The 23,653-nt window shown below is 38.7% G+C and carries 20 protein-coding genes and 1 pseudogene; 6 read left to right on the top strand and 15 right to left on the bottom strand.

The genetic code is table 11. The features are described from left to right. Nucleotides 1-39: 39 nt before the first annotated feature. Both SAE01_RS18710 and SAE01_RS18705 read right to left on the bottom strand, forming a co-directional pair. Entirely contained in the window at nucleotides 40-900 is an 861-nt protein-coding gene (locus SAE01_RS18710; RefSeq protein WP_147205325.1) for a sialate O-acetylesterase, read from the bottom strand. Between the two features lie 230 nt (nucleotides 901-1,130). Continuing rightward, nucleotides 1,131-1,688, bottom strand: a pseudogene (locus tag SAE01_RS18705) (IS6 family transposase); the annotation flags it as partial. Nucleotides 1,689-1,905: 217 nt separating this feature from the next. On the opposite strand from SAE01_RS18705, the gene SAE01_RS18700 reads away from it, so the two are divergent. Next, nucleotides 1,906-2,742 carry a cyclic nucleotide-binding domain-containing protein gene (locus SAE01_RS18700; protein ID WP_170234205.1) on the top strand — a complete coding sequence of 279 codons (837 nt, stop codon included), beginning with the start codon at nucleotides 1,906-1,908 and terminating at the stop codon, nucleotides 2,740-2,742. Between the two features lie 378 nt (nucleotides 2,743-3,120). Here SAE01_RS18700 and SAE01_RS18695 read toward each other — a convergent pair whose 3' ends face one another. The 12 genes from SAE01_RS18695 to SAE01_RS18640 all read right to left on the bottom strand — a co-directional run bounded on the left by SAE01_RS18695 (nucleotide 3,121) and on the right by SAE01_RS18640 (nucleotide 15,394). Beyond that, the gene (locus tag SAE01_RS18695) at nucleotides 3,121-5,088 is read right to left on the bottom strand and encodes a PAS domain-containing sensor histidine kinase (RefSeq protein WP_147205323.1); all 1,968 of its coding nucleotides are present in this window, start codon (nucleotides 5,086-5,088) and stop codon (nucleotides 3,121-3,123) included. Between the two features lie 364 nt (nucleotides 5,089-5,452). After that, nucleotides 5,453-5,764 carry an AtuA-related protein gene (locus SAE01_RS18690; RefSeq protein WP_147205322.1) on the bottom strand — a complete coding sequence of 104 codons (312 nt, stop codon included), beginning with the start codon at nucleotides 5,762-5,764 and terminating at the stop codon, nucleotides 5,453-5,455. Next, entirely contained in the window at nucleotides 5,761-7,083 is a 1,323-nt protein-coding gene (locus SAE01_RS18685) for an acyclic terpene utilization AtuA family protein (RefSeq protein WP_147205321.1), read from the bottom strand. Before SAE01_RS18685 ends, SAE01_RS18690 begins: the two co-directional genes overlap by 4 nt. Further along, on the bottom strand, nucleotides 7,080-8,375 hold the full coding sequence (locus SAE01_RS18680) for a CitMHS family transporter (protein ID WP_147205320.1): 1,296 nt from the start codon (nucleotides 8,373-8,375) through the stop codon (nucleotides 7,080-7,082). Before SAE01_RS18680 ends, SAE01_RS18685 begins: the two co-directional genes overlap by 4 nt. Nucleotides 8,376-8,506: 131 nt before the next feature. Further along, nucleotides 8,507-9,577 carry an alpha/beta hydrolase gene (locus tag SAE01_RS18675; protein WP_147205319.1) on the bottom strand — a complete coding sequence of 357 codons (1,071 nt, stop codon included), beginning with the start codon at nucleotides 9,575-9,577 and terminating at the stop codon, nucleotides 8,507-8,509. A gap of 287 nt (nucleotides 9,578-9,864) precedes the next feature. Beyond that, nucleotides 9,865-10,821 (bottom strand): alpha/beta hydrolase, encoded by a 957-nt coding sequence (locus SAE01_RS18670; protein ID WP_147205318.1) that lies wholly within the window; start codon nucleotides 10,819-10,821, stop codon nucleotides 9,865-9,867. Nucleotides 10,822-11,228: 407 nt separating this feature from the next. Further along, nucleotides 11,229-11,600, bottom strand: coding sequence for a phosphoribosylpyrophosphate synthetase (locus SAE01_RS18665; protein ID WP_218029195.1), 372 nt, complete (start codon nucleotides 11,598-11,600; stop codon nucleotides 11,229-11,231). A gap of 196 nt (nucleotides 11,601-11,796) precedes the next feature. Continuing rightward, nucleotides 11,797-12,645 (bottom strand): hypothetical protein, encoded by an 849-nt coding sequence (locus SAE01_RS18660; RefSeq protein ID WP_147205317.1) that lies wholly within the window; start codon nucleotides 12,643-12,645, stop codon nucleotides 11,797-11,799. A 237-nt stretch (nucleotides 12,646-12,882) separates the two neighbouring features. Next, nucleotides 12,883-13,386: a DoxX family protein gene (locus SAE01_RS18655; RefSeq protein ID WP_147205316.1), complete on the bottom strand. Its 504-nt coding sequence runs from the start codon at nucleotides 13,384-13,386 to the stop codon at nucleotides 12,883-12,885. A gap of 27 nt (nucleotides 13,387-13,413) precedes the next feature. Next, nucleotides 13,414-13,773: a nuclear transport factor 2 family protein gene (locus tag SAE01_RS18650; RefSeq protein ID WP_147205315.1), complete on the bottom strand. Its 360-nt coding sequence runs from the start codon at nucleotides 13,771-13,773 to the stop codon at nucleotides 13,414-13,416. After that, entirely contained in the window at nucleotides 13,754-14,350 is a 597-nt protein-coding gene (locus SAE01_RS18645; RefSeq protein ID WP_147205314.1) for a flavodoxin family protein, read from the bottom strand. The genes SAE01_RS18650 and SAE01_RS18645 overlap by 20 nt, the downstream gene beginning before the upstream one ends. Nucleotides 14,351-14,797: 447 nt before the next feature. Then, entirely contained in the window at nucleotides 14,798-15,394 is a 597-nt protein-coding gene (locus tag SAE01_RS18640; RefSeq protein ID WP_147205313.1) for a Crp/Fnr family transcriptional regulator, read from the bottom strand. A 453-nt stretch (nucleotides 15,395-15,847) separates the two neighbouring features. On the opposite strand from SAE01_RS18640, the gene SAE01_RS18635 reads away from it, so the two are divergent. The 5 genes from SAE01_RS18635 to SAE01_RS18615 all read left to right on the top strand — a co-directional run bounded on the left by SAE01_RS18635 (nucleotide 15,848) and on the right by SAE01_RS18615 (nucleotide 22,473). Beyond that, entirely contained in the window at nucleotides 15,848-16,885 is a 1,038-nt protein-coding gene (locus tag SAE01_RS18635) for a cytochrome-c peroxidase (protein WP_147205312.1), read from the top strand. A 262-nt stretch (nucleotides 16,886-17,147) separates the two neighbouring features. Then, nucleotides 17,148-17,966, top strand: a complete 819-nt coding sequence (locus SAE01_RS18630; protein ID WP_147205311.1) for a hypothetical protein — start codon at nucleotides 17,148-17,150, stop codon at nucleotides 17,964-17,966. 40 nt (nucleotides 17,967-18,006) lie between these two features. Beyond that, a complete protein-coding gene (locus SAE01_RS18625) occupies nucleotides 18,007-18,414 on the top strand; it encodes a hypothetical protein (protein WP_147205310.1) in 408 nt (135 codons plus the stop codon). A 498-nt stretch (nucleotides 18,415-18,912) separates the two neighbouring features. Next, on the top strand, nucleotides 18,913-21,198 hold the full coding sequence (locus SAE01_RS18620) for a TonB-dependent receptor (RefSeq protein WP_246113277.1): 2,286 nt from the start codon (nucleotides 18,913-18,915) through the stop codon (nucleotides 21,196-21,198). A gap of 48 nt (nucleotides 21,199-21,246) precedes the next feature. Further along, complete coding sequence (locus tag SAE01_RS18615) at nucleotides 21,247-22,473, top strand: sialidase family protein (protein WP_147205309.1); 1,227 nt, start codon at nucleotides 21,247-21,249, stop codon at nucleotides 22,471-22,473. A gap of 163 nt (nucleotides 22,474-22,636) precedes the next feature. On the opposite strand, the gene SAE01_RS18610 is transcribed toward SAE01_RS18615, so the two are convergent. Further along, entirely contained in the window at nucleotides 22,637-23,548 is a 912-nt protein-coding gene (locus tag SAE01_RS18610) for an NmrA family NAD(P)-binding protein (protein ID WP_147205308.1), read from the bottom strand. Between the last annotated feature and the right edge of the window lie 105 nt (nucleotides 23,549-23,653).

Raw genomic sequence — 23,653 nt, 5'->3', positions numbered from 1 at the left:
CTATGCCCTCTAAATAATTTTTTACGATGCTAAGAACTGCTAAAGTGCTTTATCCGCTGCGCTAACTTTACGCCCCAGCAACGAGAGCATTTTCACTCCATACCGTGTTCCAAGTTTCCTGTAACCTCCGGCATTAAAATGAAGGTTATCGGCAGCATCTGTACAACCGTTTGAGGAAATGACATGTGCGGTAGGAATTGTCGTTGGGAGCTTTGCAATAATTGCATTCATGCTGGCACATTTTCCTCCCTGTTCAGCATCTACCATTTCACCAACAAGTAAGGGAACTTTTTTAGCCTTCAAGTTGAGGTCTTTCAGTAAATTCTCATAGACGAGTTTTACCTTCTTTGGCCAAGTACTATCGTTCGTATTTGATTCGCCCTGGTGCAGCAATATGCCTTTTATAACCCCATCTTTCTGCGCCAGTTTCGCCATCTCCACCAATCTTTGATACGGATTACCGTTGTATTCTTTCATCATATTTGTCATCCAACCAGGTACTGTAGCAGCGTAAGATTGGTATTTGTCCTTATCGAACAACTCTATTTTACAACCGCCTATGGCGACGTTGATAATGCCAACCCTAACCTTTTTAGAAAGATTTGCAATCATCGTTCTTCCAAAATAATCAGCGGGAGTAAGACCAGTATTGCAACGGCACAACGGTGGGCGTGCTGTGTACCACTTACCCATTTCTCTTCCAAGGTTCAGGCAGTTCACCGCCTCCAGTACCTTAAACCGACTATCTACTGTTGTATCCTGTGGCTCAAACTTAGCATTTCCTTCCATGTTCGACTGGCCGAAAGAGAGGAAGATGTAAAAGTTCGGGTCCTGTGAAAAGCTATTGAAACACGAAAACAGTATGACTGCAAACAGCAGCGATCTTAATTTTACTCTCATATAATTTTTAATAACGTCAGCTATATTTCTCTTGCCGTGTTCACTATTTATAAACTAATGTAATTAACTCATATTCCGAACCCTCCTCACACATTGGAAACTCTATATCTCCCTCCGCCATGCGGAAAAAAATCCAGAAACCGAATCACGGAGAATTATTGGGCTAGTGAACAAAATGTTTCGAATTAAGTAGCCTAAAAGAAACTTACTTGTCCCTTCTTAATCATTCATACTATTTCTATTCCTGACAATGTTCTCGATGCTGATTCAAAACTCTTAAAACCTAACATACTTTGAGTTCGCCATTTTATAAATCGATGATCTCCTTCTACCCTATTATTTAGATACTTACATTGCCTAATTCTTATTCTCTTTAAAACGCCTCGTATTGTAGGTTCTGATTGCTTCCCTGTTCGCGCCACTCTTATCTATGTTAATCACTTTAGGACAGCCATTATTACTGATTGCCTTTAGCAGAAACTTATGTGCTGCAAGCTTATTTCTCCTTTTTGTCAATAGAAAATCTACCGTATCTCCTGCCTTATCAACAGCTCTATACAAAAACATCCACTGACTTTTACCTTAATATAAGTTTCATCCATCCTCCAGCTATTAGTTACAGATTTTTTCCTCTTCCTAAAAACTTCTTCAATTAATGGAGTAAATTTATATACCCATCGTTGTACAGTAGCATGATCTACTGTTACTCCCCTAGTAGATAATAACTCCTCTATATCTCGATAACTTAAGCTAAATCTTAATTTAAAACGGGCTGCCTGTAGGATGATCTCCTTAGAGAAACAATCACCTTGAACATCTTATAAAATTAGTCCTTAAACGTATTGCTTAAGCAGATGAGACAGAACTTAAACTTTTTTCGTTATATCTTCAAATTGATACTAACTTAATCTTTCCAGTGTTAGCATAAGGAACACTTGTTTTTAAGGAAGTATTGTGTGAGATATATCTGTTAAACTAACCTGACTTCATCATAAATAAATGCTCATGAGTGAGAATTTGTTGAAGAATGTACCGTTGTTTTCAAGTTTAGATAATACCACTCTTGAAGAACTTTGGGGCTATTTGAAGAAAGAAATCTATCCTCCCCATCATACCATTTTTTGGATGAACGAGAAGGGAGACCAGCTATATATAATTGCAAGTGGTAGAGTACAAATTTCTTATATTGACGAAGAGGGGCAAGAAATCACTCTAAACATTATAGGTCCCGGATCTTTTTTTGGTGAGCTATCCCTGATAGATAATGGACCGCATGTGGCAACTGCTCGTACTGTAGAAGAGACCGCCCTCTTAACGCTTGATCGTGCTACCTTCTATTCTTATTTAGATAAACATCCCCAATTGTTTCATGTTCTTATGCAGGTGCTAACTACTCGTCTGAGAGACAATACTGATAAAATGCGTGCAGTAGTGGATGTCAATAAACAGTTAGAAGCAAAACGCTCTATTTTTCAAACGTTCGTTGATAACATGGCGAAGTGTTTAACGAGCAGCGCCTTTCTCACCATTTCTGTTGTTTTCATTGTTGCATGGATTGTTGCACAAGTGTATTTATATAAAAGAACATCTCACGCCGCCATTGATTTCCTAGATACACCGCCTACTTTTTTCTTTTTAGGTTTTTTACTTACACTCACTTCTTTTTTGCTTACTGTTCTAATACTTAATAGCCAAAGGAGACTTGCAAAAGAGGAGGAGATCAGGAACAAAATTGAATACCATGTTAACCTGAAAGCACAGGCGGAAGTAATGAAGCTTCAATTAAAAATGGATCAACTTTTAGAGCGTGTCAATAAGTTGCAGGATACAGGCGAGCCGTAAGTAAACCAAAAATTAATGCTACTATTATCAATAAAATCGTTGTGATATTTAAACCTCTCGATTTCGCTACTTCCTTTTGTAAATTATGTATCTCATTTGTCTATGCTCACTTTGTCTTGTTTTTTAACTGATGCTATTTCATTCTTTAAGTTCTCTATTTGCTTACCGTAACAGGCTAAATGCTTCGTAACCTCATTAATTAATTTGCTTTCGAATTTGTAGCTCTGCCTTCATGTTGTTATAATGTAATTAAGATATTGACCTAAAGCTGTTGGAGTAATAAATGATTTATCTGCTATTTTTTGTAATAAAGGAACGTTTTCAGCATGAACCATGTGCAGTAATAAAAGGGGTTGAAAAGCGACAAAGCAACTTCTGCTATTGCGGCAACTGTATAATAAACTTTGAGCCTTCGCCTATTTTAGATTTAGCTGTAATTGTTCCAAAATGTTTTTCGACTATTTTTTTGCAAATTGATAGCCCTAAGCCTGTTCCTTCAAATTGAGACTTTTTGTGCGAGCGATAAAACAAACCGAATATTTTTTCACTATCACTATCATCAAATCCAATCCCATTATCCGCTATGCAGATTTCTAATCGCTTATTATTTGCAGAAGCTGCGGGTTTATCAATAAAAAATGTATGAGTGATTGTTATTTTTGGTGGCTCGCCGTCTTTGGAAAACTTTAGTGCATTTGCAATAAGGTTGTGAAATAGCTGGCTTATTTGCGACCCTACCACAAATGCACTTGGAAGCCCATCTGTTATTATTTCTGCTTGCTTGTTTGCTATGGTTTCAGAAAGTAATTCTTTTACTTCTGACACAAGTTCTTCTAAGTCTGTTTCTCGCTTTTGTTGATTACCTTCTATAAAAGAAAATTGGAGAATCTCATCAATCATTTTTTGCATTCTGCCTGTACTGTCAAAGATTTTGCTTAATGCAGTATAAGATACTTCAGACAGTCTATCTTTTTCAGCATTCAAAACTTTTGAACCGAAGATGGCAATCTTACGCAATGGTTCTTTTAAATCGTGGCTTGCGACTGCTGCAAATTGCTGAAGACTTTCGTTTGACCTTTCGAGCTCAATTGTTTTTTGCCTTAATTCTTCTTCAATACGTTTTATGGTTGTTATATCCTGTACTGTTCCTACCATTTTCGTAGGCTTGCCTTCATCAATAGTTACAACCCCTTTTGACCAAATTATTTTTTCCTTTCCGTTCCTTAAATACCTGTAAACGCACTCGTAATCTCCTGTTCGAAATGATAACTTCATTGCATCTTCAACTTTCTGAAGGTCATCTCTGTGAACATGCTTCATAAATTGTTCAAACTTCTCCATTTCCTCCATTTCAAAAACCTTATAAATTTCAGGAGTATTAGTTGTTGATTTGTTTCCGGAGATATGCCATTCAAAACTTCCTATATGAGCAATGCTTTGTGCTTCTAATAACTGACCTTCTCTTGTTTCAAGTGCCTGTGCAATCTCCTTTTCTGCTGTTATATCAAAGGCTACCCCTATAATGTCTCTTGTTTCGCCGTTCGGTTCTTTTCTTAATACAGTTTCATAGTAGCGTATCCATTTAAAAGTACCATGAACATCTTTTACCCTGCATTCAAAAGAACATGTTGTACCCTCACTTTTAAAATATTCTTTACGGCAGTCAAATGTTTTTGCCCAATCCTCCGGGTGAGTAATAGACTGATAAAAGTTATCGCTCAATCCCTTCATTACATCACTTGTATAACCTAAAATGTCCTTTAACTTATCATTGGAGAATGTTTGAATTTTATCAAACACGTCATACACATAAATAAAGCCGGGAAGTGCATTAGAAAGTTTTGACCTGAACTCTTCTTCTTCCTGCAACTGGTCTTTTAAGATAGAGATATAAGTATTAGCTGCTGTGGTAGTAGAGGCTAATAGAAAGTCATCAATTTCGGCAAGTAATTTTTGTATTTTAAACCAATCGTTGTAGAACTTGAAAGCATAGTTTTTTAGAGACTTTCCTCGTACATGGTTTAATAGCGTAATATCCTCTGCCACTATATCATTTCTTCCTACTACTTCCAATTGATTAGAGAGCCATCGTTGAGTGGAGGTATTGATTTGTTCGGCTGCTTTATTGTCGATTAAAAACCCTAGTATTTCTTTAAGAGATGTTGAGGAAATTTCTATTAATTGTTCGTCCGTAAAATGACTTAAATGTTTTAGGAGCGGTACGTTATACTCCCTTGCCAATTGTAGTTGTTCAACCGTGAAATCGTAGACATGGGCATCTAAGATGAACTTCGCTAATGAAGGCAAATGCTGATATACAGAAACTCCAGGAGTTGGATTTGTCATTGGCAAGCTATCAGATAAAAAAAGGTTAAGAACAACAAAAAAAAATACCTAAGTTATTGCACAAATAGATGCGGCACTTATAAAGCTTTTTAGATGTATTAATATTTTTAATTTTTAAAGCTATTCTTCAGGAAAAGTTTAGGAAAAAAGCCGATGCAGGGCCAAAAAGGTAAACACTGTAAATAATAAGTAGGCCGCCAGGCTGAATGGAACAACTAATGCAAGTACCTAACAGCCTTTTGAACTGCTGTAATGTGATGGAGGGCATACAACACCATTGGTAGTAGAAGCAGAAAGATAAATACTAAAGCCGGAAGAACGCTGATGAGTTGAGACGCTGATAGAAGGAGGAATTGTCTAGCCTTTAAACATCAATCTCCATTTCCAACAATGCATAGCTGAGGGTTTTGCCATGTGTATCCATAACAAGTGATGTAGTTACCCCACCTGAAAGAGCCCGCTGACAAACAAACTGAAAGGCAGCAATATTCGGAAGATCGTAGCGGATAATTTCTCCCTGAACAATTTCTTTTAAATGCTCTTTTACCTTTTCTGCTGTAGCTTCCCTGTGCAGCAGTTCAAAATCTTTTTCATCATAAGGGATTAACGATAAAGTAAGAGTGTTTCCCTTGTCGCCGGCACGGCTGTGCGCTATCTCGTAGAGTTTTTGTTTCATGTTGTTTTTACCGTTACGGTTGCTTTAATTAGATCACGATCAATCAGCGTGGATACAATACCAACCACTTCGTTCACGTATTTTCGAACACCGCCACCTCCTGCAGGCCCGTTTGTATACAGGGCTTCCACTTCTTCACCAACCAATGATCCTTCTGCTGCTGTTGCCGCCTTGCCTGCGACACGCAATCGCACTTCATAAGGAAGGCTATTTTTTCCAAGTGAAGGAGGATGCACAGAAGTGCAACCAATATAATCAGTACGCAAGTCTGGAAATTTAGCTTGCATTCGTTTCCGTATCGTTTCCCCCGCAAGTTGTGCTCGTTCCAATGCGTGCATTCCGGCGTAAGAAATTTCTCCTTCGCCAACAAACCCCGCTTTGTAACCCACACTTACTTTTAGCGTAGCCGGTTTAAGTTTACCACCTCCACCATACACACTAACACAATCAATGCCTTCCTGCTTAAGGGAGACAGTTGTAAAATCAGCTATAATATCAGGAGTAATGTATTGATGCGGATTGGTGACTTCATATAACAACTGCTCTTTAGCAGTTGCTAGATTGATAATGCCGCCGGTGCCTTGTACTTTGCTGATTTGGGCAATGCAATTAGCAGTCACATCTACAAAGGGATGACCCAAACTATCCATGGCATCAACAGGCTTTTTAATAGGGTCGGCAAAGTAGCCGCCTGTGATTTGCCCGGCGCATTCCATCAGGTGCCCAATGATCGTTGCTTTTCCAATCATTTCTGTATCGTCTAATGACCAGCCAAATTCATGCACCAGTGGTGCAACTACCAAAGATGGATCTGCCACTCTACCAGTAATGATGATATCAGCACCTTTTTTCAGGGCAGGCAAAATTGCATCTGCACCTAAATAGGCATTGGCCGAAAGCATCTCACCAGATTGTGACAAAGGCTTGCCCGTTTCCATAGCTGTTTCTTCTCCATCGAGGATATGCAATACATCATCGCCTGTTACTGCTGCCACTTTCACCGATAATCCTAATTGTTGTGCTATCTCAATAATCTTGTCTGCTGCTGCGATCGGATTGGCAGCACCCATGTTAGTTAGCAGCTTTACGTGGTGTTTTTTCAATAAAGGCAACAAAAGTTGCATCCTTCTTTCTAAAAGCGGGTCATAGCCTTTTGTTGGATCAACCGCTTTGCGCTTTTGAGCCAGACCTATCGTTCGTTCTGCCAAACATTCAAGGACTAAATAATCGAGATTTCCTTTTTCAACCAGAATGGCAGCAGGCTCAATTCTATCACCTGAAAATCCTGCGCCGCAACCTATTCTTATTTTCTCTTTCATATGTGTATAGAACCGGTTAAGAGTGCAATAATTGTCATTACAATAGTTGTTCCCCATGCCCATTTAAAAATAAACTTCTGGTGCTCACCTAATTCAACTTCAGCCAATCCTATTAACAAAAAAGTAGACGCTGTAAGCGGACTTAAAGGAAATCCTACTGTCATTTGCCCTAATAAAGAAGCCCTGCCAATCTCAAGCGGATCAACTCCTAGCTGGGCACAGGTATGACTAAGAACAGGGACTACGCCAAAATAGTAGGCATCGGGCGTAAAGAGTATGCTTGCAGGCATACTGATAATAGCCGTAAGAACAGGTATGGTGGATGCATGTTGTTTGGGAATAAGATTAACTAAACCTGAAGCCATCGCTTCTATCATTTTAGATTCTGTAAGAATACCTGAATAAATGCCGGCAGCAAAGATCAAACTGGAGACCATAAATATGTTGGCCCCATGAGCTTTCATTATCTTTTGTTGATCTGGTAGTTTGCTGTAATTAATGATGAGTGCAATGACGCTTGCAATAATGAATAAGACAGGTGCAGGAACAATTCCCTTTAATAAAGCGGTAATGAGTAAAATGGTTAAGATTGCATTGATGAGAATTAATTTAGGTCTCCGCAAAGTTCTTTGTGCTTGGGTTAAATTTTCGTTGTGCTCATAATCAAACTGCACGATACCAATTCTTTTTCTTTCTCTCTTTCCAAAAATGTATGCAACAAATAATACCCATACAATACCGCCCAGCATCGCGGGAATATTGGGATTGAACATGTGCACTGCGTCCGTATTTAACGTTGACATTGCCCTTACTGATGTACCTGACCATGGTACCAGGTGCATGGGCCCGACACTCAATGCTACAATGCCTGCCAGTATCAATCTATTAATGCCTAATTTTTTATAAATGGGAAAAAAAGCAGAAAGCACAATCATAAAAGTTGCAGTGCCGTCACCATCTAAATGAACAAGCATGGTAAGTATAGCTGTACCTACAATAACTTTTAGCGGATCTCCTTTTACCGAACGCACAATCAAAGCAATCACAGGATCAAACAAACCCGCATCCAGCATGACGGAAAAAAATAAGACCGCAAACATCAACAGAATTCCTGTGGGGGCAACTTGCTTTATACCTGCTAAGGCCATGGTGCCTATTTCTTTGTAACCAAAACCTGCAATCAAAGCAATAATAACAGGCACTAAAACCAAAGCGGTGATTACAGACAAACGCTTTGTGATAATAAGCACCAGGAAAATAATGATAGTAGCGACACCGTAAATTGCAAGCATAAAGCAGGAAGTTAGTTGAATGCTCAGCGGTATTCTTTAAAAACCTTTCAGAAGAATAAAACACTTTAGCACAGCCAATTTAAAAGATATTTTCGAGTGCGTGAGGCCTAGGCGGACAATTATAAAGCAGGCTATTCAAACTGCAAATAATCATTAAAAAAGGGAAGCATCTCATTCAGCACCCGTCCATCTGTTGTCCATATCTTACTTACATGCGTGCCTATATACTCTTCGGCATAATGCTCTATTCCATGGTTCTCTAATTCCTGGCTGAACATTCCACATTGCATCGGAAAGCGTGGCGAGTCATTTCTACCCCAATCAAGTTTTATGGCTTTTAATTTTTTTAGGTTGGAAGCATATTGGTTTAACATGTATACCGGCATATTTGCTCTCCATTTTTCATATACTGCAGTATCTACAACAAGGCTGTCCCCGATATAATTAAAAGGAAGATCAATGTAAAATGGTGGTTTATTGGGATTGGGTGACCATGCTCTTGCACACGCTGCAATTACTTTCGGATAATAGGTTTTGTCCAACTCTTCTTTCGTTTTAATGGAAGCGAGTTGTTTATATGAATCGCTATTAGGACCAAATTCTTTTACAAAAGCAAGCAATCCAGGACTCATGGCATAGACGCAACTAAATACATCGGGATGCAACATGGCAATTTTTAAGGCGCCATAGCCACCCATTGAATGACCACCAATGCCACGTGCATTGCGGTTTGCAATAGTTCTGAAGTTTTTATCAACGTAACCAACAAGTTCCTTTGCCTCGAAGTCGCTCCAGTTGCCGATTAGCGTCGAATTGCTGTAAAAACTTCCTCCAAAGAGTGTATAGTTATCTGCAATAACAAATATGTACTGGCCGATCTTGTTTTTTGCAATGCCTCTATCAAGAATGCTTTTCATGACAGGTGCAATGCTATCAGTGCCGCTAAATCCATGCAGGTAATAAATAACGGGATAACGTTTTTTCGATTGTTCGTAACCAGGCGGCAGATACACTGAGATTTTCCTGTTCGAATTTTCTCCGCCGGTATTTTTTAAATAAATGGAGTTTAGAATTTTCGTAACTACAGTGCCTGAGATAACTTGGCTATGAGCATTATTGATAAATGCAATAAAACTAAGCAGAACTATGATTCGTTTGAAATTGGGCAAAAGCTTGTTTAGGCAGTATAGACTTTTTTTCATCTTTTTGTTTTCCCGTTTTATTTAGTGGTGCTTCTATAAAAGGCTAATCTAATTTTAAATTGATATTTTTCTAACCCTCGCGGATTAAGTTCTAAGATCGAAAGTATTGCGTGTTCCAATTATATCTTACGTCATAATCGCATTATGCAACCGCTTCCCAGTTTAATAGTAAAGATTTGGTTTTCGAAGTAGTTGCTGTCATTATATGCTCTATTTCCTTGTCCGGGTAAATATTCATTTATTATAACCTCATAAGGCTGGCTCCTCCGTACGTGCCCTTCGTCTTATCACTTTCCGGGTTCCGGCTTAAGAAATTTGTTAACGTTTAGCCAGTGAATGAAGGCATCAAACCATCGATTACTGGTTCGGTCAGGATTGCCAAGCCCAAAACCATGACCGCCGTTCTGGTAGAGGTGAAACTCAACAGGTCTGCCTGCTTTGAACCACGAATCTATCACGCCGAACTGACCCCTGAATAGAAAATCATCAGAGGCTATAACATTAAACATCGGCGGGGCGTTCTTAGGCACCTCCACCGGGCCCATACCGCCGTAAATCGGCCCAATAAAAGCTAGTTTCATAGTATTGGAATGGAGTGTTGAATGCATTGTAAGTCCTGCCCCCGCCGAGAAACCAATCATACCAATTCTGCTTGTATCAACACCCCACTCCTTCGCCCTTTTGAGGATTAGCGCATAAGCTGCTTCGGCGTCTTCGAGTTGATTAGACAGATCTGGTTGCGAGGGCCGAGTGGTGGTGGTGGTTGCACTTGGCGAAGTGTTAGCAGAAGCAGCTGGAGCTGGGCGAGGTTGACTCATTGATGCCTTGAAGTCTTCAAGTGATTCCGGAGTTGGATAAAGCCGGTACTTTAGTACAAAGGCAGCTATTCCTTTCTCCGCAAGTGCTGTTGCAACGTCCCAACCTTCATTACCGATCGAGAGCCACCTGTAGCCACCGCCTGGTGCCACTATTACAGCTGCGCCATTCGCTTTGCCAGGTGCCGGCAAGAAGGGGGTTAGAGTTGCACTAGAGATGTTACGGGCCATCGGGCCACCCCACTGCCGAAACCAGGTCTCAGGGGCTTTTTGGCCATCCACACTTCCGGTATTAAGTGGAATTGCATTCGGCTCAGCAGGGGCTTTAAGTGGATAAATCGTACCATCTTGCGCTATTGCCGATACGGTAGAAAGCAGTAAGAAGGCCAAAAGGTAGGTTTTACCTTGTTTTATTATATTAGAAGTCATAAGAACACGATTTATAAATAAGTAGAATATTTATGCTGTTTACCAATTTGTTTAGTTCATTCAGGATTAAAAGTAGGCCAATTTGACGTGCAACTTTACTTGATATTTAATCGTGTCGATATCGATTATTACTTGTAGGTAGGGTAATTTTAAATTATGAAGTTGGGAGGATCATTTATTTTCCTGGGAATTAGTACCAGGTATAATAATAAAAAATAGTCGACAAAATCCCTTGTGATGCCTTAGTTTAAGTTCTTTCAGTAAGCTTTTTCTTTTTATGGAAAAGTTTAAAAAAAAGTTGTTGGTGGAGTTGCTATATCGGTGATTAAATCGGGAAAACAAGCTATTTAAGAAGGCAAAGTAAGCCGGATGCTACTTCGGAAGTATCACCGGTGTTTGCCTCGTCCTTACGCTCGTTTGATGTTTAACTTTCTTACAAGTTCTTCTGATATGGTATCTGCATAAGTTCCAAAACCGTTTACTAAAGTCCCTTTGATTTTTCCATTTCTTGAGGATATCGCATAGACAATTGTTTCATCCCCGGGGTCGGTTTCACCTTCAAACCTATACACTTCATTAATATTAAATTGTTCCGGATTGAGAGTTATTTGTCTGTCTCCGCATATCAAACAATCTGTCTTTATATTTAAAGTATCGATATAGCCTCTCTTGTTTAAATCGGCTATTGCTTCGGTGACGGTATCGTACGTATACATTACAAGTTGAATTTTATTGATTATAGGCAGCGGGCCGGCGGCCACTAGTAGTTTGTTATTCATTATGAAAGTCCTGTAAGGTTTTACAGTCCCTCCAAACCGGAAGAATGGGCGTCTAAAGCAGCAGTTCGACCCGATATAAGTGCGGCTGTGTTGACTGTCTTATCTCTGTTGCTGTGGAGCTGATAAGTTTATCTCCAAGGTATCTTGAGTATCCTATCCCCTTTATTAGTTTGGTGTAAACCGGCGCGCATTTTTGTTACAAGTCGGTCCTCTCTTTTTCAACATCCTGTATTCTTTTCAGTAGGATTGCAGAAGCAATGGAACTCAGAATCAATTTATCATCTGCGTTTAACTTGTTGTGAAGCCAAATGCTGTTTTCAAGAATATCAATCAAAGCTATCGGCTCATTTTCTATTAAAAGTTCGTAGCCTGATAATAGCTTTCCGCCAAACACCCTTACATCTCTACTATCTTTAGTGGAAACATTCTCAACTCTCAAAGGCCTGATAGCAATAGATTGTTCTCCGTTTGTGGCATATCCCTCTTCCTCTACATATGGTTGCCCAAATACTTTTCTATTTGTATCCTTGTTGATATCGTAGGTATTAATCAGGACCAGTGACCAGGGGGCGTTGTTTTTTGAAGTAAGTGGGATAATGCCGGCGGTGAAAGCGTACTCATACTTTTTCGTTTTGCTTACACTTCCTATGTAAGGATTGTTGCTTTTATATACTAATTGCTTTTCTGAAAACTTTTCAGTTGCATATACCTCGGCAGCAGCATCTCCATTTTCGATTGTATACTGAAAGTTGTTCCGTTGCTTCAAGCTCTTGTTATCAATATCAATGTGTAAGACTTTCAATAACGCTTCTTCCGGCCTTATTCTAAACTTTGTGTATTGAAACGATCCCGAAAAGTCCCAGCCTCTCTTAACCCGCGATGTTTCATAGCTGCCAAAGGTTAACTTCTGGTTTATCATCCAACCATTAAGCCCTCGTACCGGCATCCTGGTCGCCTCTCTACTAAACTTTTCCGGTACGGACACTTTCATCGTTGTGCACGAGCTGAGCACTACTAGTGCTGCAATTAATTTATATAGTTTCATAATACTGACTTTTAAAAATTAAATTCTAAGTAGTTATACCTCAATTGTCATTCCTTTCGTGTGACTCAGCATGGCCGACGAAAGAAGAGCAGCGGGCGTGGGCGGTTAGCATCTTGTAATAGAGTTATGGCTACAGTCCAGTTATTCTTAAACATTGTTATTAGTTTTTTCAGGTTGATCTAAATTTTTAATTGGTTTTGTTTCATTAGGACGTGAATGAAAACAATCAGCCTCGACTTAAAAGATTAACGCATCCTCCTCGGTAAACGATCGGTGGAAGTAAGGTTTTGAGGATTTGTCTGTTATAATAAAAGCATCAATGGAGTACTTGCCTGCACCAGTTATCATTAAACTAACAGCAAGCGCAAACATCAATATAAAATATTCTATCCCTTCACCTTTTTGTGTACCATACCAGTTCATAAAAAAGCCGTTTTCCCAATGAACAGATTGAACGATGGCAAGTGTTAAGATGGCAATGGCAAAACTAGAGACACGTGTTACAAAGCCGAGAATTATTGAAAGCGATCCAAAGAATTCAATAATAATCACAAGGAAGCCAATGATCCACGGGAGTTCCATATTGCCTGTAAAAAAGCCCATTGTCATTTTAAAACCTGGCCCATCGAACCAGCCTAAAAGTTTTTGTGCACCATGTGCAAACATTACACTTCCTAATGCCAACCGGCCAAGGGTTGCTGCCCAGTTATTGCTGTTTGTGTTAAAGATTATCTTTTTCATTTTGCTTAATTTTTATTGGTTAAAGTTTTAGTTGTTGTAAATAAATTTTTCATTGATGATCTTACCATCTTTCCATTCCTGGATGGCCACCTGCGTGTAGTTTTTTATACCCCATTCTTTATGCGTGTAATCATAATTCCAGACAGCAAAAGAGATGTTATCACCAACTCCAATACCTTTTACTTCAGCGCCCCTAAACTCTGTTATGTTGTTTAAGAATTCAATTTCACGCTGCCTGTTTGCTTCCTTTGACACAGTGGGAGGAAGATTGTTTTCCTGCATGGAAACATCATCGTGATAATACTTATCAAATGCTTCCAATAAGTGACCTGCTAATACCATGTTGTTTAACTCTTGTAGTGAGTTTTCAATTTGTACTCTGTTCATAGTTGTAGATTTTTATGTTTTTAAATTTTAAAGTGACATCAAGAATGCGTTTTGCGAAGAGCTCTGTTGTTAGTATATCTCCCGGATGCGGAGGGTTTAATTCTCTTGCATTGTCAGATTGTATCATTAATCCTAAATAGCTACCATGTCGGTTTTGTCCTTCGGTTTGTTCGTTGCTACAATAGCGAGGCATAATACCCTGGCTAATCCATTGCATGCTGTGTTGTGCAGCGAATAAGGCAAGAGAAATAAGTGTATTTAATTTATCACCGCATCTTGAAGATGATACAGTGAAAGCAGCCGCCAACTTGTCCTTCCAAACCTGGCTGTACCAAAATCCTCCTGTCAATTCCATAAACTGCTTGAAGCCTGCCGAGATGTCACCAAAGTAAGTAGGGCAGCCAAAAACAATAGTATCTGACTCATGAAGTAGATCAAACTGCTCTTTTACTTCATCAACGTTTATTAAATGAACCCGTGAGAATTCTGACTGAAGGTTTTCTGCAAGAATTTCGGCGATTTGTTTTGTATGTCCTTGTCCTGTATGATATACTACCGATATAATTACTTGTTGCATTGCCAATCATTTTTACAATACAAATTTCGCTTTCAACCATGCCCCGGTACAATCACTTTAGATAAGTAATTACATTAACCTATGTTAACTATTCTCGTGCATTAAGAAGGATTCAATAAAAAATGCAATAGACTTTAGTTCTATTGCATTGAAGTGTATAACAGTAATAACTGTTGCTAATGAGAACACTATTTTTGTAACAATCCGAAGTACAACAATCAACATCCTTGTGTCACCTTGTACGGAAGTTCTTTTTCATCTCTTCGAGGGAGGGAGGGAGAAGAATTATTAGATATAAACTACGCTGAACTCCTTAAAGAGCCACTCTTAAAGCAATATATAATGTGAAAGCGGAAACGACTGTTGTTAATCAAGTTTAAAACCTTTTCATATTAAGTTCTGATTTTAAAAATTAGTAAAGAATTTACAAGAGCCCAAACCTGTTATTTATCGGCTCACCACCTTTTTTCTGGAAACGCTTTGGCTTCTGATCCTGCTTAGGCTTTGAGGCGTAATACCTAAGAAAGATGCTATTTGATGATTTGGAACCCGTTGTTCTATGTCCGGATACTTATCTACAAATTCCTGGTAACGATCAGGAGCAGGCTTACTTAAACTGGAATATATCCTTTCAACGGAAGCGACATAAGCTTTTTGAATCAGTATCCTAAAAAAACGTTCAAGCTTTGGCACTTTATCGTACATTTTTTCCATTTCAGTTCTTGGTATTTGAAGTACTTCGGTGTCTTCAAGACAATCTATGTTATAGCGGGTTGGACTGTTGGTAAAAAAGCTATGCAAATCGCCCACCCACCACGTCTCCAACCCAAACTGAACGACGTGTTCCTGACCGGTATCATCAACTTCATATGTCCTCGTACAACCTTTGACTATAAAAGTTTCGTGGCGAGACACTTCGCCTTGCTGAAGAATATACTGGTGCTTGCGGTACTTCTTATGTTTAAACAACAATTTACACTCCTCAAAGTCCTCTTTAGACAGTGACACGTATTTGTTGAAGTGGTTATACAGTATATCGTACATATAGGCAGGTTGAGATTTATACAAACAATAGTTGTAATACTAAGATGTAAAAATAAATTTATACCTGCAAGAAGGGAAGCTATATGATGCGAGTTTTCAATTACAAACATAATTCGCCTCAAGGGCGTTCTCTATAGGTTATTTCAATATCTTGCTGATCCGTTATATGTTTCCTCAAGCTATTTGAGCAGCTTACTCACCCCAACACATACAAGATAAACTGAGTGAAAAGGCAAAGGAAAAATTTTCTACTACCAACTTAACAGTTTGAGAAATTGCGTACAATTTAGGCTTTGAACATCCTCATTCATCTAACAAGTTTTTCAAAACCAAGACAAAGTTTTCGCCGTTGGAGTTTAGACGGTCTTTCAGTTGATACCGTCTTACGTGCTCAAATAACTTAAAAATAACAGTGAAAGACGTCTTTGTCTAATGTAATTTTCAGCATTAATTATGAAGAAGCACTTGACAATATTTATTATTTTATGCTTGTTATTATGTCTTTCCGTAATCGAGGCATGTAAGAAAACAGCTGTGTCTAATAGCAGCCCTACCCCTCTTGAATTTAAAGTGCCTTACGGCTGGCCTGCTCCTGTATATAATTTTGAAAAAAATCCCCTTACGCAAGAAGGTGTTGATTTGGGCAGAAGATTATTTTATGATGGAAGGTTGAGTAAGGACGGCGGCTTTCCGTGTGCAAGTTGCCATCAACAAATAGCTGCTTTTGGAACCTATGACCACAACCTTAGTCATGGTTATAACTATTCCCACACATTACGAAATGCACCACCGCTGCAGAACTTGGCATGGCAGAAACTCTTCGGATGGGATGGAGCTGCTCTGAGCATAGAACAGCAATGTTTGAAGCACATAAATAGCGTCATAGAAATGGGTGATACTGTTGAGAATGTATTGAACAGGTTAAGGCTTGATAATAGCTACCCTACATATTTTAAAGCTGCTTTCGGAGATGAAACAATTAATGCTGATCGTATGACTGCTGCTTTGACGCAGTTTGTGTTAACAATGGTGAGCAGCAATAGCCGATACGATAAAGTAATGCGTGGAGAAGCTACTTTCACTCTGCCTGAACAGACCGGTTATGATATTTTTAAAGTAAAATGCGCAAGTTGCCATACCGAACCTCTGTTCACCGACAATAGTTTTCGGAACACAGGAATACCTGTCGACCCTTTTGCAAATGATTTTGGCAGATTTATGGTGACCTCAAATTCTGCAGATATATCAAAATTTAAGGTGCCCTCGCTGAGGAATACACAAAAAACTTTTCCTTATGGTCACGATGGAAGATTTTTCTTTCTTGACAATGTCCTAGAGCACTATCGCAGTGGCATAAAAGACCCGGCTGCAGACCCAATTGTTAGAAACGGAATTTCTCTATCAAATTATGAAATCGGGCAGCTAAAAGCTTTTCTTTATTCTCTAACAGATACTGGATTTATAAATAACAGGCATTTTGGTGAATTTTAGATCCACCTAGTTATTTTTAGTAACCAACCTTTTTTGTGTTACTATCGTATTACTTATTTTTAATATTTTTACTATCAATGTTAAATACACCATTTTGTCTTTTATCGAAAATAGCAAAAGGCTGCTTCTTACGTTAAAAGCAAGGGGGGATTTAAAATAGACGTTGTGTGTAAAGTAATATAACAAAGCAAGGACTTCAACTTCTTTGCCTACCAATGCAAGGCCCGCTATTTTTTAGAACATCCTACTACCAGCTTTATATATGAGGATTTTACTTATCATTACAACATTACTTATTGCCTACGGTGTTGCAGCACAGGAACTGTTTGTTTTCGCGGAATCGGCAAGTAGCCGGTCGGCTAAATCAGTTGCTTTGAATGTTACTGCCAAACTCCCTGATAATAAGGATAATACTTACTACAGTAACCGGTATGTTCCTAAAGTAATTGTTGGCGTTGATAAGAAGCTAATGATAGATGCAAGTGCGTCCTTCTCTAATTACTACCGGCTCGACCGGCTTCAATTTGACGGAGCAAAAATTTATGGAAAATACCGCTTCTTATCCGTGGATGACGTACATAAACATTTTAGAATGGCTGCATTTGCTGAAGGAGGATTTTCAAATCATTCATACCTCTATGAAGAAATGACTTTGGAAGGCGATAATGATGGTATAAAGGCTGGTTTAATAGCTACGCAGCTCTTTAATAAGTTTGCTTTATCTGCTACAACTTCTTATACAAAGATCTTTGTTGAAGATGCAGCTACACATCATGACGTACTAAATCACTCTACCCAAATGGTAAGCTATTCTTTGTCCGCGGGATACCTCTTACTACCAAAGGAGTACACGAACTATAAACAAATAAATCTAAACTTATACCTTGAATTGTTGGGAGATAAATGCCTGGACAACGACCGTTATCTTATTGACCTTGCTCCTGCTTTACAATTGATATTTAATAGTAAAACCAAGTTAAATATAGGGGCTCGCTTCCAATTAGAAAGCAATATGCTTAGAGTCGGTCAAAGAACTATTCAGGTAGGTTTAGAAAGAACAATATTAAATGTTTGGAAATAAGGTCTTAATAACCTTCATACCTTTATCGGAAAAATAGAGCTTGAAACAGGGAATAATTTTCGTGTTAATTTTTGCCCTACTAGCAGGTTGTGACAAAAGCGAGGTAGCAAAGGAAACGGAGGCGCTACCTGTAACCAGTATAATAACAAGCGGCAATTGGATAATGACTTATACAGAAAATGGAGGTCAAGTTGATGTAGGCAGTTGTGTTAGTACTTTTAGTAGAGATGGTAAATTTGTTCTCAACAAAAACGGGACGAATTTCGATGGAACCTGGAATGAAGTAAAAAATGAAAATTTGCACACGTTCAAATTGAATGTACTTTCTTCCGACACCAGCCTTTTAAAAACTAACGGAATATGGCAAGTAGTAATTGCAACCAGTACTCATATTGACATTACAGATCCTGACGAAGGCAAAAGGCGTACTGTCCACTTTAACAGATAGTGATTATGACACAAAAAAATCTTTGTCCAATAACTTAAATATGAGACGCTTCGATTGAAACCTTTTGCGACCATATTTCTATTACTAATTGTGCTTTTACAAACTTTTAGCTCATTTGTAATACGAGCTGATTATTTCCTCAATAAAAGCTATATCACTAAGGTTCTTTGTATAAATAAAGAGAAGCCAAAGATGCATTGTAATGGTAAATGTTACCTTGCGAAGCAGTTAAAAGAACAGGGACAACAAGAGCAACAACTACCTTCACATAAAAGGGAAAAGTTTGAAGTGCAGGCTTTTTTTCTTCCAGAACAATTAACCTTTACTCCTACTAATTTCTGTAACGCAGTTAATTATTGTGATAAGGATGATACAATAAAAGCTGTATTCCTTTGTTCTGTCTTCCACCCACCTACTGTTTAAAGCATTTTCTTCAACATACAATATCGTCTTCGTATTCTACGGAAGACAACTTTATTATGCTTTAAATTCTAAAATATGAATAAGCCATTGTGCTTAGCAGCAATGCTGTTTATGGCAATTAACTCCCTGTATTCGCAGGTAGCCATAAGAGGAAAAGTAATTGATGCAACAACAAATCAACCAATCCAAGGCGTTACTGTAGCAACTTTAAATAACCAATCAAATACTACCACCGACAAGAACGGAAACTTTACATTAAATAAGGCCTTTAACGCGGACAGTCTTACAGTTACATCAGTAGGCTATACTTCGAAAAGGTTGATCGCAAATACTTCTGAACTGTTTATTTTATTATCACCTTCATTTGCCAACCTTAACGAGGTAGTAGTTTCAGGAAGTAGGGAAATACAGAAGCGGACAGAAGTGCCCGTAGCTATCAACATTATATCAAAAGCAACAATAAACGACACCAAAGCTACAAGGCTTGATATGCTAATTAACAAAGTGCCTGGTGTATACATGGTCGATTTAGGTAATGAGCAACATGAAATGTCTGTCCGGCAACCTTTGGGCACCAAAAACCTGTTTCTTTATTTAGAAGACGGTATTCCAATAAGAACAACCGGCGATTTTAATCACAATGCACTCATAGAAATTAACCAGGCATCAATGGAAAGAATAGAAGTGATAAAAGGCCCTGCATCGTCGTTGTACGGCAGCGAAGCGGTGGGAGGAGCAATTAATTTTATTACTCAATCACCTTCACCATTTCTAACAGGAAAAGTTCAGGCGGAGATAGGCAGCCGAGGTTACAAGCGTACAGATTTTAGTGCAAGTAACACTTACAACAAGGTCGGTATGTTTATAGGTGGGTATTATGCTAATCAAAACCAGCCTGACCAGGAGCACAACGACTTTAAAAAAACAGCTTTAACGGGACGTGCAGATTACAGCTTTACCGATAAAGCCAAACTCTCTACAGTTGCTGACTACATTGCTTACAAAACAGACCAGAAAGGCGGCTTAGACAGTTCCCACTTTTACAACAAAGACTACGTTAGTTTTTACAGGTTTACCTATCGTAAAGTGGATGCATTCAGATTAAGAAGCACATTAACTAAAGACTGGAGCGATAACAACAAAACAAGTCTTACCGTTTTCTATCGCAATACAACCATTGGTCAAAATCCTTTTTACTCAATTAGCAATATTGCAACAAATTCATTAAAAGCTAAAGGGCAGATTAACGAAGACGGTTTTAAAAGCTATGGTTCAGTATTACAACATACAACTAAACTGAAGTCAATAAATGCAAAGTTTATTTCAGGGGTTAGTATTGATTTCAGTCCTGCTACTTATAAAGCAGAGTTTATAGATATTGACAGAGATGCAAACAGAGTTTATTACAACTACACAGTTAAAGACAGCCTTTTGACAAACTACCATGTTAACCTGCTTAATACTGCCGTCTACACGCAGTTTGAATACAAGCCAACTGACAAACTGAAGTTAGTTGCGGCTGCACGTTACGACCGGTTAGATTATAAGTTCGACAACCATCTACCACCAAGTGCATTTACAGGGGCTCCTGATGCTACAGACCATTTTGACCATTTTACACCTAAGTTGGGAATTACTTATGACTTTGGCAAGAACAAAGGAGCATACATTAATTACAGTGTCGGCTTTGCCCCACCAAACATTACAGACCTGTACACAGGTGTAAAAGTGCCTGTGTTAAAAGCATCCTCATACAATAACTACGAAGTGGGTGGATGGGTTTCTTTTGCAGCAAATAAAGGCTATGCAGAACTGTCATTATACAATTTAGATGGAGAAAATGAGATTGTAAGTACGAGGCTTGCTGATGGTTCTTATCAAAATCAAAATGCAGGAAGAACAAGCCATACAGGTGTTGAAGCAATCGTTAAGTATGCTCCTGCAGAAGACCTTAATATTCGGCTTGCAGGCTCTTATGCAAGACACAAGTATCTTGATTACATAGAACAAGGCAAAAATTATTCGGGAAATAAGATGGCTCAAGCTCCGCCTTTCATTTATAATGGAGAAATCACTTATAAGCCACATTATTTTGAAGGCTTTAGACTCGCTATCGAGATGCAGGGAATGAATAAATACTTTACCAACCCACAAAATACAGCTACCTACAACGGCTTTACTGCTTTCAATGCGAGAGCGGGTTACAGCATCAAAGGTTTTGAATTTTGGACAAACTGCATAAATCTTACCGATAAGGTTTTTGCTACAGTGGTAGAGAAAAGTGCCTTCGGTACTTCTTACCGCCCCGGGCAATTAAGAACCATTAATGTAGGCATTGCTTATAATTTTAGAAATCAATAATAGATGTAAGGAGGCGGTTTAACTACCGACCTTTTTTAAAACAACCACATGCAAAAAGCATCACTATTATTATTATTAGTTGCAACAATCTTTACATATTCCTGTAAAACGGAAGACAAAAAAGCAACTATCATGGCATCTAATGAAACAATTATAGACACAGCAGCAGGGTCGTGCCCCTACTTAACTAAAGACAGTAAAGACAGGGTGGTATTAAGCTGGATAAAAAAAGTAAATCCCGTGACTTCTGTTTTCTGTTATGCCATATCTCAAGATGAGGGAAAGACATTTGGTAAGGCCGTAGAAATACCAGGGAGTACAAATGTTCATCCGCAGGGAGAAAATATGCCAAAAGTGATTGTCAAGCCTTCAGGTGAAATCATTGCTACCTGGGGTGCAGCCAACCCCAATCCTATAAATCAATACTCGGGTTTGGTCTATTATAGCCAGTCGTTTGATGGTGGTAGAACATGGACAAAACCAAAGAGTTTAACAGTAGATACAGCAAGTTTTGACCAGCGGTATTTTGATATGGCATTGTTGCCAAATGGTGAAGCAGGCATTACCTGGTTAGATAACCGGAAGCATTGGAAAGGGGAAGGTTCCGGATTATATTATGCTATCACAAATGGTAAGAATGGCTTTCAGAATGAGCGGTTAATAAGTGGACCTTGTTGCCAGTGTTGCAGAACAGATTTGTTTGTTGATAAAAATAAAGACATTCATGTTTTGTACAGGGCAATTATCAACGACAGCATTCGTGACATGGTGCATATTGTTTCAATGGATGACGGCAGAACTTTCACCGCACCAAAAAGAATAAGTCAGGACAATTGGGTAATAAGTGGCTGCCCTCATACTGGTCCTGCAATGGCAGAAAATGAATTGGGAATACACTTCACATGGTTCACCGGTGGAGCGGGCTCAGGCATCTATTATAACAATTCAAAGGATAATGGGAAGACATTTACCAGCAGGGATAGTGTAAGTGGTAAAGCGGCAAAACATTGTCAGATTGCATCACTTCCAAACGATAATATTTTGATTGTATGGAATGAAAGTTTTCCAAATGGAAATAAGTTTAGCAGCAGAATAGGCATTGAACAAAGAGATGCAAACGGCAAGACAACAACAAAAAGCTATATCACTTCCCAAACAAGCAATTCATCTTTTCCGGTTATTTACCCAATTAATGCAAATAAAATTGTGATAGCTTATACTGAGAACATTAAGGACAAGGACCACGTTTTTTTTAAGCAAGTTTCTCTTAACTAATGTAAGTTCCTATGTAGATGGTTCATCCTAATTTAGGTAGAATTGTAAATGATGGCAAACGAAAAAAGTGCAGAGATAAATAACACAGTTACTACAACTAACGCAAGATTACGTAAGGACTAAGTCGCGCGTGTTGCAACAAGGGTTGATCATATAAACTGTTTTAAACACTTTTGATGTAGTGCAGATGTTCACTTAGAAGCTTCTTTATGCTTGTCCATCTTATATCTGGGTATCGGTTGTTATCCAGTTTTTCAATTTTAGAACGTTTGTCAATCATGTTATGCATATACTGCATTCCCTGCCAGGCAGGATAAAGATCATTTTTTGATGGTGAAAGTGTTTTTGCTATTTTAATAATCATTCGAAGCAAATTTGGCCCGCCTGTATGTAGAAGCGAGAACTTCTGGCCCGTCAACTCATTTACAACTGCTCTTATCTCTCTAGGACTAATTTGATCGCCTGCTATTCTAAGATACCTTGGAGTTGATGTATCAAGTGCTACGTTAGCTGTATAAGCAGCAGTGTTGTCTATGGTAGTGAAATCCCAGCGACGGTCCGCATTCCCCCAATACAAAACTAACTTTCGTTTAAAGAAAATTACAGGCATTGGACCTATAAGCAAATCTGCAAATGCAGCATTAAAAATGGACGTGGAGGCTATAGAAGTATTATTAAGATACTGATGAAATTGACGCCTTAAATCCAAGTTTCGGTTTTCACCATGTGAGAATTTAGTGAAGTCTAATGAATAGTCAGAGGGGATGAAACGCGGCACACCTGCGGCAATTGCTGCGTCTAATAATACCTTTTGGGCATCTATGATTACGTCACTCAAACCGGCTAATACAGAAACAACGCAAGACGCTCCGTCACAAGCTTTTTTTAGTTCCTCCAAATTCCAATTATTTACTTTGCAAATCTTTACACCTTGTGCTTCCAATAGTCTTATTTTTTCAACCGCAGCAGTCGAACGAACAATGGCTCTAACTTCAGCGCCTCGGTTTACTAATTCCCTTACTATTCGTCCACCTAAATCTCCAGTTGCTCCTGCTACTAATATTAAAGTGCTCATTGTTTATTTTAATTGCATAATAAAAACCCTAGGTTAATTTTCATTTAAACGTTTCGAAAGGGATTAGGTTCTGTGCAGTGAGAAAGAAAGAGTTTTCTGACCTAT

Origin of the sequence: Segetibacter aerophilus, from assembly GCF_007991655.1 — a bacterium.
GTDB lineage: Bacteria > Bacteroidota > Bacteroidia > Chitinophagales > Chitinophagaceae > Segetibacter > Segetibacter aerophilus.
The sequence above is the reverse complement of the archived record's forward strand: the minus strand, read 5'-3'. Positions and strand labels throughout refer to the sequence as shown.

Excerpts from the sequence above, each read along its gene's own strand:
- SAE01_RS18710 (WP_147205325.1), bottom strand. The coding sequence starts at position 900 with ATGAGAGTAAAATTAAGATCGCTGCTGTTTGCAGTCATACTGTTTTCG.
- SAE01_RS18700 (WP_170234205.1), top strand. The coding sequence starts at position 1,906 with ATGAGTGAGAATTTGTTGAAGAATGTACCGTTGTTTTCAAGTTTAGAT.
- SAE01_RS18695 (WP_147205323.1), bottom strand. The coding sequence starts at position 5,088 with ATGACAAATCCAACTCCTGGAGTTTCTGTATATCAGCATTTGCCTTCA.
- SAE01_RS18690 (WP_147205322.1), bottom strand. The coding sequence starts at position 5,764 with ATGAAACAAAAACTCTACGAGATAGCGCACAGCCGTGCCGGCGACAAG.
- SAE01_RS18685 (WP_147205321.1), bottom strand. The coding sequence starts at position 7,083 with ATGAAAGAGAAAATAAGAATAGGTTGCGGCGCAGGATTTTCAGGTGAT.
- SAE01_RS18680 (WP_147205320.1), bottom strand. The coding sequence starts at position 8,375 with ATGCTTGCAATTTACGGTGTCGCTACTATCATTATTTTCCTGGTGCTT.
- SAE01_RS18675 (WP_147205319.1), bottom strand. The coding sequence starts at position 9,577 with ATGAAAAAAAGTCTATACTGCCTAAACAAGCTTTTGCCCAATTTCAAA.
- SAE01_RS18670 (WP_147205318.1), bottom strand. The coding sequence starts at position 10,821 with ATGACTTCTAATATAATAAAACAAGGTAAAACCTACCTTTTGGCCTTC.
- SAE01_RS18665 (WP_218029195.1), bottom strand. The coding sequence starts at position 11,600 with ATGAATAACAAACTACTAGTGGCCGCCGGCCCGCTGCCTATAATCAAT.
- SAE01_RS18660 (WP_147205317.1), bottom strand. The coding sequence starts at position 12,645 with ATGAAACTATATAAATTAATTGCAGCACTAGTAGTGCTCAGCTCGTGC.
- SAE01_RS18655 (WP_147205316.1), bottom strand. The coding sequence starts at position 13,386 with ATGAAAAAGATAATCTTTAACACAAACAGCAATAACTGGGCAGCAACC.
- SAE01_RS18650 (WP_147205315.1), bottom strand. The coding sequence starts at position 13,773 with ATGAACAGAGTACAAATTGAAAACTCACTACAAGAGTTAAACAACATG.
- SAE01_RS18645 (WP_147205314.1), bottom strand. The coding sequence starts at position 14,350 with ATGCAACAAGTAATTATATCGGTAGTATATCATACAGGACAAGGACAT.
- SAE01_RS18640 (WP_147205313.1), bottom strand. The coding sequence starts at position 15,394 with ATGTACGATATACTGTATAACCACTTCAACAAATACGTGTCACTGTCT.
- SAE01_RS18635 (WP_147205312.1), top strand. The coding sequence starts at position 15,848 with ATGAAGAAGCACTTGACAATATTTATTATTTTATGCTTGTTATTATGT.
- SAE01_RS18630 (WP_147205311.1), top strand. The coding sequence starts at position 17,148 with ATGAGGATTTTACTTATCATTACAACATTACTTATTGCCTACGGTGTT.
- SAE01_RS18620 (WP_246113277.1), top strand. The coding sequence starts at position 18,913 with ATGAATAAGCCATTGTGCTTAGCAGCAATGCTGTTTATGGCAATTAAC.
- SAE01_RS18615 (WP_147205309.1), top strand. The coding sequence starts at position 21,247 with ATGCAAAAAGCATCACTATTATTATTATTAGTTGCAACAATCTTTACA.
- SAE01_RS18610 (WP_147205308.1), bottom strand. The coding sequence starts at position 23,548 with ATGAGCACTTTAATATTAGTAGCAGGAGCAACTGGAGATTTAGGTGGA.